Annotated in this window: 13 protein-coding genes; 7 read left to right on the top strand and 6 right to left on the bottom strand. The window is 71.6% G+C overall.

What is annotated here, in order from left to right; genetic code table 11:
• Positions 1-37: 37 nt before the first annotated feature.
• Genes K8625_RS25415 through K8625_RS25405 form a run of 3 tightly spaced genes read left to right on the top strand, consistent with a single transcriptional unit; the run spans position 38 to position 2,778 of the window.
• Entirely contained in the window at positions 38-895 is an 858-nt protein-coding gene (locus tag K8625_RS25415) for a hypothetical protein (protein WP_223784156.1), read from the top strand.
• Positions 892-2,220 carry a kelch repeat-containing protein gene (locus K8625_RS25410; protein WP_223784155.1) on the top strand — a complete coding sequence of 443 codons (1,329 nt, stop codon included), beginning with the start codon at positions 892-894 and terminating at the stop codon, positions 2,218-2,220. Before K8625_RS25415 ends, K8625_RS25410 begins: the two co-directional genes overlap by 4 nt.
• Before the next feature lie 18 nt (positions 2,221-2,238).
• Entirely contained in the window at positions 2,239-2,778 is a 540-nt protein-coding gene (locus tag K8625_RS25405; protein ID WP_223750994.1) for a hypothetical protein, read from the top strand.
• A 22-nt stretch (positions 2,779-2,800) separates the two neighbouring features.
• Here the strand turns inward: K8625_RS25405 and K8625_RS44535 are convergent, their stop codons facing one another.
• From K8625_RS44535 to K8625_RS25385, 4 genes are all read right to left on the bottom strand, one after another.
• A complete protein-coding gene (locus K8625_RS44535) occupies positions 2,801-4,381 on the bottom strand; it encodes a CBS domain-containing protein (RefSeq protein ID WP_223784154.1) in 1,581 nt (526 codons plus the stop codon).
• Between the two features lie 183 nt (positions 4,382-4,564).
• On the bottom strand, positions 4,565-4,738 hold the full coding sequence (locus K8625_RS25395) for a hypothetical protein (protein ID WP_170300510.1): 174 nt from the start codon (positions 4,736-4,738) through the stop codon (positions 4,565-4,567).
• Positions 4,739-4,921: 183 nt separating this feature from the next.
• On the bottom strand, positions 4,922-5,605 hold the full coding sequence (locus tag K8625_RS25390; protein WP_141332498.1) for a hypothetical protein: 684 nt from the start codon (positions 5,603-5,605) through the stop codon (positions 4,922-4,924).
• 176 nt (positions 5,606-5,781) lie between these two features.
• A complete protein-coding gene (locus K8625_RS25385) occupies positions 5,782-6,096 on the bottom strand; it encodes a hypothetical protein (protein ID WP_223784153.1) in 315 nt (104 codons plus the stop codon).
• 135 nt (positions 6,097-6,231) lie between these two features.
• Here K8625_RS25385 and K8625_RS25380 point away from each other — a divergent pair, with 135 nt between their 5' ends.
• Positions 6,232-7,185: a hypothetical protein gene (locus K8625_RS25380; RefSeq protein WP_223750997.1), complete on the top strand. Its 954-nt coding sequence runs from the start codon at positions 6,232-6,234 to the stop codon at positions 7,183-7,185.
• Positions 7,182-8,153 carry a zinc ribbon domain-containing protein gene (locus K8625_RS25375; RefSeq protein WP_223750998.1) on the top strand — a complete coding sequence of 324 codons (972 nt, stop codon included), beginning with the start codon at positions 7,182-7,184 and terminating at the stop codon, positions 8,151-8,153. The genes K8625_RS25380 and K8625_RS25375 overlap by 4 nt, the downstream gene beginning before the upstream one ends.
• Positions 8,154-8,162: 9 nt before the next feature.
• On the opposite strand, the gene K8625_RS25370 is transcribed toward K8625_RS25375, so the two are convergent.
• Positions 8,163-9,572, bottom strand: coding sequence for a serine/threonine-protein kinase (locus K8625_RS25370; protein WP_223750999.1), 1,410 nt, complete (start codon positions 9,570-9,572; stop codon positions 8,163-8,165).
• A gap of 121 nt (positions 9,573-9,693) precedes the next feature.
• A complete protein-coding gene (locus tag K8625_RS25365; RefSeq protein WP_141332395.1) occupies positions 9,694-10,869 on the bottom strand; it encodes a serine/threonine-protein kinase in 1,176 nt (391 codons plus the stop codon).
• 231 nt (positions 10,870-11,100) lie between these two features.
• On the opposite strand from K8625_RS25365, the gene K8625_RS25360 reads away from it, so the two are divergent.
• Together K8625_RS25360 and K8625_RS25355 are read left to right on the top strand one after the other, a co-directional pair.
• The gene (locus K8625_RS25360) at positions 11,101-11,472 is read left to right on the top strand and encodes a helix-turn-helix transcriptional regulator (RefSeq protein WP_223751000.1); all 372 of its coding nucleotides are present in this window, start codon (positions 11,101-11,103) and stop codon (positions 11,470-11,472) included.
• A gap of 50 nt (positions 11,473-11,522) precedes the next feature.
• Positions 11,523-11,960, top strand: coding sequence for a helix-turn-helix domain-containing protein (locus tag K8625_RS25355; RefSeq protein WP_141332397.1), 438 nt, complete (start codon positions 11,523-11,525; stop codon positions 11,958-11,960).
• Positions 11,961-12,084: the final 124 nt, after the last annotated feature.

Here is a 12,084-nt window from a genome sequence, read left to right as displayed (position 1 = left end):
ATCGAGCATGGATGTCCTGGAAATGGAATCCATCTCAATGAGCAGGATTTGCGTGGGTTGGGCTCGCAGGGTGGGGGTCGGGGTCCTGTTGCTGGGGTTGTGTCTGCTGCCGTTCGGGTCGAGGGCGGAGGTGTCCCCGGACGTGAAGCGCTACCTGCTGTCCATCCATCGGCTGGTGGAGGACCTGGAGCACGAGCGGGCGCTGGAGCAGATCTCCCGGGCGAAGAAGGTGTCGAAGGGGCCCGAGGACGACGTGGCGGTGTCGCTCTACGAGGGCGTGGTGCTGGCGGAGCTGAGCCGCGGGAAGGAGGAGGCGGACGCGGCGTTCCAGGCGGCGCTCTTCCTGGACCCGGAGGCGAAGCTGCCGCTGGCGGTGTCGCCGAAGCTGAGGACGCGCTTCGAGGCGGTGCGCCAGAAGGTGCTCGCGGAGCTGGCGGCGCGGGGTGAGCGGCCCGAGCCGTTGAGGAAGGAGGACGGGGAGGGCGTGGGTGCGCGCATGGACGACGAGTCCGCGACGGGGAACTCGGACCGGGTGCTGCCTGGCGGTGACGGCGCGCTGTCCGGGCGGGCCGTCTCCCTGCGCGAGCGGGCGTGGATTCCGGCGGCCGTGGGCGGGGCGCTGGCGGCGGGGGGCGGGGTGATGTGGTGGTTGGCGTCGCGGGAGGAGTCGAAGCTGGATGAGCCCTCACCGGACCTCCGCTCCCGGGACGATGCGCGGAAGGTGGCGTCGCGTGCGCGGTCGCTCCAGTCGGTGAGCGTGGGGATGCTGGTGGGTGGCGTGGTGGGGCTGGGGGTGGGGACGGGGATGTACCTGTTGGGGGCGCCGCGGGCACCGCTGGCGCTGACGGTGGGGACGGATGGGACGTCCGCCTTCGTGTCCGGGAGGTGGCCGTGAGGACGGGGATGCGGTTCGTGGTGGCGGTGGCGTGTGTGCTCGGCCTCCAGGCCGTCGTCTCGTGCGTCGACGTGGAGGAGCGGACCTCGCGCTTCTGCCGGGAGCACCCGGAGATTTGTGACGCGGACGCGGGCGCCCACGACGGAGGAGACGCCGGGGACGCGGGGCCCGACGGAGGTGTCGACGCGGGTGATGCGGGCCCTGACGGAGGCCCCGACGCGGGTGACGCGGGCCCTGACGGAGGTCCCGACGCGGGGCGTCCCCGATGGGACGCGGCGGGGACGCCGAACACGGCGCGGACGGGGCACACCGCGACGTTGCTGGCGGATGGGCGCGTGCTGGTGGTGGGCGGGTTCTCGAACGCGAGTGGGACGGGAGCGCTCACCTCGGTGGAGCTCTACGACCCCCGGAATGGCGGCTCGTGGACGAGCCTGCCGCCCCTGCAGGTGGCTCGGGGCGAGCACACCGCCACGTTGATCTCCGGAGGGAAGGTGCTGGTGGTGGGCGGCCGCGCGGGGGCCACTCCGACGAAGAGCGTGGAACTCTATGACCCGGCCTCGGGCACCTCACCCCGACCGGACCTGCCGATATCGGCTCGCGCGAGCCACGGGGCGGTGCTCCTGCCGGACGGGGACGAGGTCCTGGTGATGGGAGGCGGGGCGAACGGGGAGACGGGCCTCGGCGACTCGGCGCGCTACGCGGTGTTCGGAGGGACCTGGTCGACCGGGAGCGGCTCCATGCGCGCGGAGCGCAACGTCCTGTCCGTCACGATGGTGCTCAACCGGGTCTTCGCGGTCGGTGGCTACAACGCGAGTCGGACCGAGGGCAGCTACGACGTGTACACGCCAGGGGAGGGGTGGAGCGTCGCCGGTGGTCCCTTGCTGGAGCCTCGGCACGCTCATGCCGCGGCGGTGATAGGGCAGGGCGAGGCGGCCGCGCAGCTGCTCATCACGGGCGGCAAGCGAGGGGATGGCGCGGGCTCCGTCATCGCCCTCTCCTCGACCGAGTTGATTCCGACCGAGGAGGGCAGCGGCAACACCCCGATTCCCATGGACGCGATGTTCGACGCGCGCTTCGCGCACACGGCGACGACCCTGAAGTCGGGGGACGTGCTGGTGGTGGGGGGCTCGGAGGCGGACTATGACTCGCTGTCGACGGTGGAGCTCTTCGACTCGAACCAGCTCGAGTGGGTGCTCCGGCCCGCCCTGCCGACGGCGCGCGCGGGACACACGGCGACCCTGCTCGATGATGGCTCGGTGCTGGTGATTGGCGGGCACGGCTCCAATGGCGCCGCGCTGAAGTCCGCCGAGCGCTACTGGCCCTGACGCACGGAGGAGGCGCGCATGGTGACAGGATTCAAGCGGCGGCTGGCGGAGACCATCGCATGGTGTCTGCCACGCGCCGAGGCCGCCAGGGCCGGGGTGACGACGCGCTCGGTGGAGCTGATGCCGCCGGTCTGCGGGCATGACGGCGACACGCTGGTGTTCCAGTTGTTGAGCGCGCCCGCCGTGCCCGCGGAGGCGGTGGACTTCATCGTCGAGCGACGTCGCCGGGCGCTCGAGCGGCTGAAGCTGCCGCTGCCGCCGCTCGGAGACTTGATGGGCGGGCGGGTGTTCGCGACACACTTCGACTCGGACCTGTGTGGCGCGGCGACGCAGCCGTCAAATGGCTACCTGGATGACTACGACATCCCCGGCTGGGACACCTGGTTCGCGCACGACAGCGAGTGGAAGGGCGACTACACAGAGGTCCACGGCGGCCTCGTCTACGGCTGGGTTCCGCCCGTCCTCCTCGAACTCGCGGACCAGGGGTTCTATGTGATTCCCGTGTCCAGCGTGTGGTGGGTCGAGGACGCGGAGCTCCGCCGACTGATGGCGACGTGAGCTCCGCTTCCTCGAGGTGACGTCAGCGCAGCCGCGTCCAGAACGAGCGGCGCGCGGAGATTCGCTCCAGGGCGTGTTGCAGCTCCTCGTCCGCGTCGGCGCGCTGGGCGATGTCTCCCAGCGAGATGATGCCGACGAGCCGGTCATCGCGCTCGATGACGGGGAGCCGGCGAATCTGCCGACGGGCCATGATGTCGATGAGGCCATGCAGGCTCTCGTCGAGCGTCACCGCCTCCACGTCCTCGGTCATCACGTCCGCGGCGCGCAGTTGCTCCGGTGAAGTGCCACCGGCGAAGGCGCGCAGCGCGAGGTCCCGGTCCGTGACGAGCCCCACCAGGCGGCCCTGCTCGTCGACGATGGGGACGACGCCGCAGTCCTCGTCCTTCATGATGCGCGCCACCTCGCGCAGCGGGCTGTCACGCCGCACCGAGCGCACGTTGCGCGTCATCACGTCGCGAGCCGTCAGCGGCTCGCGCTGCCAGCGCTGGGACATCCCGAGCGGTGGCGCGCGATAGTCCTGGCTCCGGTCCTCGCGGAGGTGGTCCGCGACGAAGGTGCGCTCCGAGCGCTCGACGCCAGACGTGCCACGCGAAGGCGAGGACGTGCGCTCCGAACGAGAACCTCCTCGCGAGGACGAAGACACCTCACGGCCCTCGCGTGAGCCTTCCTCCGGACGCACCACACCGGAGCGCTCACGCGACCGCGCGGACATCTCTCGCTCCTCGCGCCAGCCCTCATCGGAGTGCTGCCGCGAAGGCGCGGAGAGGTCGCGACGGCCGCGCACGCCACCCTCCGAATCGGGATGCTGACGCGACGGCGAAGCACCGCGCCATCCACCCTCTGCGCGCTCCGGGTCGGAGTGCTGACGCGAAGGCGCGGAGAGGTCGCGACCGCCACGCCATCCGCTCCCAGCGCGCTCACCCGGGCGGCTCACGTGGGAGCGCGCCTCGAACTCGAGCGTCTCCTCCGCGAGCCCCAGCTCCGTGTCGACATCGCCCGTGTGGAACGCGCGTCCCTCGCTCCGGCGAGGCGGCTCATGGAGCGTGCTCGTCTCCAGCGGCAGCGGCGCCTCCTCGCGAGCCCGCCAACCCGAGACCGCACCCGGCGCGTCCCCGCGCATCCGCGACTCCTCGCCGCCGTACCCCTCCCGGTTCCACGACCGATAGTCCGCGGGCTGGGGCGAAAGCTCCCGGTCCTGCGTCCCCATGCGCGCCCGAGGCCCCACGCCCGTGGCGTAGCGGTCATCCCGGTCATCACGCCCATAGGGCCCGCCCTGGACACCTCCGCTCGCCCACGCCTCGTCGGAGCGGTCCTCCACCGCCGTCCGGGGCTGCGCCATGCGCAGCGAAGCGGCGCGGTGATAGCGTCCCTCCCGCGACGAAGGCGCCTCATCCCGAGCGGGGTTCCAGCCCGACACATCGGACTCACTCCGCTCACGAGACCCAGGCGGCGCCGCGTCCGCCGGCCGAGCCGTCTCCATGCCGGGCCGAGCGGCGGCCCCCCGCGCCTCATCCTTGCCGTTGTCCATGCCTCGATGCGCCATGCGGCGCACGCTGGTGACGGCCCCGCGCTCCACCAACCCGCCACACCCACGCGGACCCACCCGAGTGTCCGCTTCCCATCGGCCCCGCGCACCGACTTCCCACGAGCCAACACCCGCGCCGCCCTGCACCGGACATGCCCCCCGACCGGAGGGCTCGACACGGGCCCCCGCGAAAAGAAACGCGCGTGCCCCCAAGCAAGGGAGACACGCGCGAGCTTCAGCGAACCGAAGGACGACCGCGCCCTAGCAGCAGGGGTCGTTCTTCTCCTCGCAACAGGCCTGCGTGGTGGAGACCTGGGGCGAGGTGCTCTGCGTCTCGGTGGAGGAGGTGGACGTGGCGCTGCCATCGCCTCCGTGGATGCGGGCGAGGTCCTTCACGAACAGCTCCTTCAAAGTCTTCACCTTGTGGCTCTTCATGATGCGTCTCCCGTAGGGGTGAGGCCGGTCGCCGAATCGACCGGCACGCCAGAGCGTAGGCCCCGCCCGGAAACCCGGGAAGCGTCATGTTTCACATGACTCACCGTGTCTCACGACTCACGCGAGCCCACGGAAATCTTCCACCACGCTCCCGAGCGCGGACGCCGTGCAGCGAATGCTCGTTCAGTGGACGGCCCAGCGCTCCGCGATTTCCTCACACGCGAGCACCACGTCACTGAGTCGGCGGATATGCGCGCGGGGCGCGGTGAAGAGGGTGCCCGCGAACACGTCCACCACCTGCACCATCCGGTGGTCCGACGGCCCCAGCTGACACAGGTGCTGCTCGGCGAAGCGCTGCAGCATCGTCCCGATGTACTGCCCGGAGCGCTCATCCAGCGGATGGTGCTTGGAGAAGTAGAGCTTCATCAGGCCCACGCGTGGATTGCCATGTCGGTCCATGCGCTGCAGGACGACCTCCGGCCGCACGCTGATGGTGACCCCCGCCATCTCGAGCACGGGAGGCTCGGCGCCCACGGGGCTGATGATGGTGTCCTCCAGCCCCAGCCACGGCACCAGGTCCGCGAAGCGCTCCAGCGCCTCCGAGCACAGATGCAGCCGCTGCGCCTCGAACTCCGACTGCGGCACGCTGCACGCGAAGCGGCGCTGGTGCTCGCGGAGGATGGCCGGGTCCAGGTCACGACACAGGAAGTCCGTGATGGCGAGCGACGCCTCCGGGTAGCGCAGATACTGCTGCTCGGGCGGGTGCTTCTGGTCGTAGATGATGCGCTTGCGACGAGCCGGGGTGGCGGTGAGGTACTCACCCAGCTTGTTCACGGATACACGAGGCAGCTCACGGACTTCCGCCATGGAGTTTCCTCCCCCTGGATGTGCTGGCGAATGAGCACACAGTACAGGGAGGGGCTGACATTCCAGACGGGGCGTGAGGGATTGCGCGCGGGGTCGCCAGACACTCAATCGAGAAGAGGCCGTGGCCCGAGGGGACCTGGAGGGTTCGGGAAAGCCCCCTCGGGCCGGCCGTGAAGTCAGTCCTTCTCCTCCTCCAGGCTGCCCGGGAAGGCGGTCCAGTAGAGGTCGGGAAGAGGATTGGTGCCCGCGTCGCTGCGGGGACCGTCGCCGTCCGGGATGTCGTCCAGGATGGCCTCCGGCGTGCGCTCGGCGGGGTCGATGGGGTGGGCGCGTCCGTGACGCTCGGGCGCGTCGTCGTCGGGCGTGGAGGGCGGGACGCGGGGCGGCTCACGCTCCTCGCGGGGCGCGGGCTCGCCCCGGGGACCGGTGGGGCGCCCGTAGAAGTCCTCGGCGGGCTGGGTGACGGGCTGTCGTCGCGGGTCCTTCGCCATGATGGAATCCTCCGTCTGGATACAGTCATGACGCGGAATGCCTCCGGCAACCCGGCTATCGTCGTGGCGCAGAAGTCCGCACGGCGAGCGGGCGGGCGAGCGCCTGTCCGCTGCGTCTCGACAAGGAGCGGGGTGATGGCATTGGGGCACGAGGAGCCGGCCGCGGCGCTGACGGAGCCGAGGCTCCGGCTGGGGTGTCAGTCGTGTGGCGCGATGCTGGTGTTGGAGCCCTCGCTGCGCACCACGCGCTGCCCGTATTGCGCCGCGCCCTCCGTGGTGGAGCGCCCGCCGACGCCCGGGGTGCCCGAGCCGCGCTTCGCGCTGGGCTTCTCGCTGAACCACGCGGCGGCGCGGGAGAAGGTGTCGCACTGGCTGCGCTCGCGCAGCCGCTTCTGTCGCTCGGGGATTCGCGACGCGAAGCCGGGGGACGTGCACGGCGTCTATGTGCCCGCCTACCTCTACAGCGCGCTGGCGACCTCCCGGTTCCAGGCCTCCATCGGTGAGAACTACCAGGAGCAGGAGCGCTACACGACGACGGAGAACGGGAAGACGGTGACGCGCACGCGCACGGTGACGCGCACCGAGTGGCGCCCGTTGAGCGGCCAGGTCTCCGGCTATGTGGCGGACGTGCTCGTCACCGCGTCCAATGGCTTGCACAACGACGAGCTGGAGGCGCTGGAGCCGTTCGATTTGCGGGGGCTGGCGCGCTACACGCCGGCGCTGGTGTCCGGCTGGGTGGCGGAGGAGCCCACGCTGACGTTCCAGGCGTGTCTGGAGAAGGCGCGCGAGGAGGTGTCGGGGCGGCTGCTGGACAAGCTCGCGGCGCTGATGCCCGGGGACTCGCATCGGGAGCTGAGTCACGACAGCCACCTGGATTGGGAGTCGTTGGACGTGTGCCTGTTGCCCGTCTGGGTGCTGGCGGTGCGCTACGCCCAGGACGCGGAGCCCCTGCGCGTGCTGGTGAATGGGCAGACAGGTGAGGTGCACGGGAAGGCGCCCCTGTCCGTGTGGAAGGTGGCGGCGGCGGTGGTGGTGGGGTTGCTGGGGGTGCTGGGCCTGTGGCTCTTCCTCCAGGGAGGTGGCCGATGAGCGCGGCCGTCAGCGTGTCGCCGTGCGAGCGGTGCGCGTGCGAGCTGGAGGTGGATGACCTGCGCTGTCCGGTGTGTGGCCTCGCGACGCCGGAGCCGCCCAGGCAGGAGGCCGCCGTCGAGCGGGCGCGCGTGGTGCGCTGTGACAGCTGCGGCGCGTCGGTGGAGTACTCGGTGGAGGCGCGGGCGCCACGCTGTGACTACTGCGGCGCGGTGACACATGTGGAGATGACGGTGGACCCGGTGGAGCAGGCGCAGGGGTGGCTGCCCTTCTCGGTGGAGCCGTCGGTGGCCAGCGAGGCGCTGTCGCGCTTCCTGGGGCGCAAGGCGTTCTTCCGGCCTTCGGGGCTGGCAGAGGAGGCGTCGCTGGAGTCCATGCGGCCCATGTGGTGGCCCGCGTGGGTGTTCAAGGCGGGCGTCGAGGTGAGCTGGACGGCGGACTCGGACGCGGGCTCACGGCGCTCGGACTGGGCGCCTCATGCGGGGCAGACGCACCTGGACTTCTCCAACATCCTGGTCGCCGCGTCGCGCGGCTTGAAGATGGACGAGTGCGACAAGCTCACGCCGCACTACCGCTTCGACGAGGCGGTGGGTGAGGCGCGAGGGCCGGAGGGCGCCAGCGTCGAGCGCTTCGAGGCGACGCGCTCGGGGGCGAGGCGCAGGGTGTTCCAGGCCGTGGAGCGGCTCGCGAGCGAGCACGTGCAGTCGAGTGGAGACATCCCCGGCCGTCGCTACCGCAACGTGCGCGTGGCCGTGGCGCTGTCGAGCCTGCGCACCACGCGGTGGGCCCTGCCGGTGTATGTGCTGGCGTATCGCTATCGCGACAAGCCGTACCGCGTCCTGGTGCATGGCCAGGACGCGGAGGTGGTGTTCGGCGAGTCCCCCATCTCCGCGTGGCGTGTGCTCGGCGTGGTGCTGGCGGTGCTCGCGGCGCTGGTGCTGACGATGCTCATCGCGGGGAGGATGTAGCGCGAGCGCTCAGGACGCGTCGGGCTCGTCGTCCGGCTCGAGCGGCTTGCTCCCACCCGGAGGCGTGACGTCATCCTCTGGCCACGGCGCCTCCACGGCCCCGCTCCGCACGGGCGAGGCCACCGACTCCGCTTCGACCCTGGACGTCCACCACGCCTCCTCCCCATCGCGAGGCGCGGGCTCCTCCACGCGGGCGCGCGTCACCCCGCGCTTGCCCGGCACCCCGAACACCCGCGCGGCCTCCTCCGCCAGCGAGCCCTCGGCGTCCAGCTCCGCGCGCCCACCCGGCTCCAGCGGCACCGACGCCTCCTCCGCCGTGAGGTCCTCCGGATGCAGCCCACCCTCCAGCAGCTCCGCCTGATTGCGCCGGCTGGTCGCCTCCATCGCCACGCGCGCTATCTCCTCCGCCGTCGCATGGCGCCCCTGCCCGGGCGCGTGCGCGCTCAGCCACCCCCGCAGCACGCAGCCCATCTCCTCCGCCGTCTGGAACCGCTCCTCCGGCGCCCTGCGCAGCGCGCGCAGCACCACCGCCGCCAGCCCCTCCGGCACGTCCGCGACCAGCCGCGCCACCAGCTCCGGCTCCAGGCTCGTCATCCGCGCGGCCACCTCGTCCACCGGCATCCAGGTGGGCCCCTGCGCCTCCAACGTCAGCCCCTCCGGCAACGGAGGCGGCGGCGTGTCCTCCACCGCGAGCGGGTGGCGCCCCGTGAGCAGCTCCAGCAACACCAACCCCAGCGAGAACAAGTCCGAGCGCGCATCCACCGGCGCGCGCAGCAGCAGCTCCGGTGACGCATAGGCCACGTCGCCCTTCACCAGCGGCCGGCTCGTCTCCTCCCGCCCCACCAGCCGCGACGAGGCCACGGTGAAGTTCGTCAGCTTCACGTCCCCATGCGTCCCTACCCGGATGTTCCGGGGGCTCACGTCCCGGTGCACGATGCCCAGCGGCCGGTTCCAGTCATCCACCGCGAGGTGCGCGTGGTGCAGCGCGTCCGCGACCTCCGCCACCACGAACGCCGCCAGCGCGGCGGACACGGGCCGCCGCCGCATCGCCGTCAGGTTCAACAGCGTGTCCAGCGACCGCCCCTCCACGTACTCCATCACCACGTGGGGCGCGCCCCGGTACACCTTCATCTGGTGCACCTGCGCGATGTTGGGGTGCTTGAAGCGGAACGTCAGGCTGACCTCCTCCACCAGCCTGCGCCGCTCCACGAAGGTGGCCGGGCTGCGCAGCCGCTTCACCACCACCAGGCCGCTCTGCCCGTCCCGGTAGCGGCGCCGGACCAGCATCAACAGCTCTCCGGTGGAGCGCACCTCCAGCTTGCGCACGAACTCGAACACCGTGCCGCCCACGTTGAACAGCACCCGCGGCCGGCGCGGTCCTCCGGGAGAATCCTCCGTCGTCGTGTCGGGCGTCGTCATGGCCTGCCTCTCAACCTGGGAAGTGAGTTGGGCGCTACAGGATGCCCCAGGTAACACGAAGCCGGCCGTGATGGAATATCCGAGGTCGGGCGACAACCATTGGACGTCAGGTGTTGGATGCCTAGTCCTTCCCGCGCCAGGGCTTGAGCGCCCCCTTGAGCACGTGCAGCCGCCGGCGCAGCCAGGAGCGCCAGGGCGCGACGGGCGGGGCCACCGGCTCGGTGGAGGGCGTGCGGGCGGACCCCGACGCGGAGCTCGCGCCGGGCCAGTCCGGCCAGCGCATCCACTGCCGCACCTCCCGGCCCTCCTCGTCCCCATCGAACAGGGACTCGTCCTCCTCCGTGACGGCCTCGTGGGGCGGCCGGGGCGGGAACAGCGGCTGGTCCCACGTGTCGTCCGCCAGCTCCAGCGCCGCGGAGAGCGCGCCGAACAGCTCCGCGCCGCTCGGGAACCGTCCGCCCGCATGCTTGTCGAGCAGCCGCAGCACGATGCCATCCAGCACCCGGGGCACGCGCGGGTTGAGCACGGACGGCAGCTGCAACACGGCCGACTCGATGCTGGCCAGCAGCGCGGACGGCGGCAGGTGGGCCGGATAGGGGAAGGTGCCCGTGAGCACCTCGTGCAGCACCAGCCCCAGCGAGTACAGGTCATCGGTGGGCGCGAACCGGTAGCGCGCGCCGGGGATGCGTGGCCCCATCCAGAAGCGCAGCGACTCCGGGCTGCGGTAGCTGGGCGTGCCCGGAGGCAGCCGGTCCTCCGTCAGCGACGGGGCGCACGGGTGGTCCCCCGAGCCGAAGTCCACCAGCACCGGCTCCCCGTCCGACGCGCGGACGATGATGTTGCTGCCCTTGAGGTCTCGGTGCACCACCCCCGCGCCGTGGATGGCGTCCAGCGTGAGCGCCAGCGACGCGAACACCTGCGCGGCCCGGCGCGGCGTGGCCTTCTCCGTGGTGGCCCACCTGGCCAGGGTGGGGCCCTCCACGTAGTCCATGATGAGGTACAGGTAGCCGCGGTGCGCGTCCGGCCAGCGCCGGTAGCCCAGGAGCTCCACCACGTTGGGGTGCGCCAGGTGCATCAGCAGCCGGGCCTCCCGCTTCGTGCGCGCGTCCACCCGCGCCTCGTCGTTCTCCGAGGGGCCCTCCAGCGCGAACTTCAGCGCCACCGTGCCCTTCGTCTCGCTCTCCGCCAGGAAGATGGCGCCGTAACCCCCGGTCGCCAGCCTCCGGATGATGCGCAGGGCCCCCAGCTGCTCCGACGGTTGGAGCAGCAGCGGGTGCATCGCCTCCAGGTCGCTCATCGTCCCATCCTCTCCGTCTGTCCCCACCCATGAGGGCATCACCACACCCAGGACCTTCAAGGTCGAATCCCTCTCCGGAAATCGAAACCCCGCCAGCGAATCCGGATGACCTGGGTCAACCCCTGACGTCATTAGCATGGCGGCCTTCTTTTTGGGTAGCCTGTCCCCCTCGTGAGGTAGGGTGCGGCGCGGACGATGTGGTAGGGAGACTGCCCGAGAGGCGCGGGGACCATGAACGAGGAACTGGCCATCACCGTGGGGACGGCGGCGAAGGCGGCGCGGGCCCGGTTGGGATTGACCCAGGCGGACGTCGCGGAGCGCGTGGGAATCGCCATGGAGGTCTACAGCCGCATGGAGCGCGGACGCGTGCTGCCCAGCGTGACCACGCTGCGCAGGCTGTGCCTGGTGCTGTGCATGGATGCGAACGCGCTGCTGGGCTTGTCGGAGGGCGCGCCCGTGGCGGTCCGAGGACCGGTGGGCCCGCGCGTGGAGGACCCGCCCGTGCTGCGGCGGCTGCTGCGCTCCCTGCGCGCGCTGGAGCCGGAGGCGCTCAGGGCCGTGGTGCAGGTGGTCCAGGGCGCGCTCGCGCTCCGGCGGCGCTGAGGGGACGGGAAACTTGCCTCCCCCGCGCGCCGTGCGACGCTGCCCCCATCATGCGTGAGCCCGTCGACCACAAGCTCGCGGCCATCCTGGGAGGGGCGGCGCGGACCGCTCGCCTGCGGCTGGGCCTCACCCAGAGCGACGTGGCCGAGCGCGTCGGCATGGCCATGGAGGTCTACAGCCGGCTGGAGCGTGGCCGGATGTTGCCTCGCACGCAGACGCTCAAGCGGCTGTGTGACGTGCTCCAGGTCTCCTCGGATACGCTGCTGGGGGTCGGCCGGGGTGGTGCTCCGCTGACGCCCGTGACGCGCAAGCCGGAGCGCGAGGACCCGCTGGAGCTGCGTCGCATGACGCGCAAGCTCCGGGAGCTGGAGCCCTCGCAGCTGCGCGCGGTGTCGCGCGTCGTCAACGCCGTCGTGTCGGTGATGCCGCCCCGGGCCGCCCCGGTGAAGCAGGCCCGTCCGGCGCGGCGGCGCAAGGCGACCGGCTAGGCGTCCGGCGCCGGGAGGCTGGGAATGCGCGGGCGTCGGGTGTTGAATCCCCGACGCGGAACCCTGGACAGACGTCCACTCCCCAGGTTCCCCGCACGTGGGTTAGCACACCCTTACCCCCCAG

Source organism: Myxococcus sp. AS-1-15 (assembly GCF_020037055.1).
GTDB classification, from domain to species: Bacteria; Myxococcota; Myxococcia; order Myxococcales; family Myxococcaceae; genus Myxococcus; species Myxococcus fulvus.
Note: the sequence above shows the minus strand (reverse complement) of the source record. Positions and strands in the feature narration are given on the sequence as shown.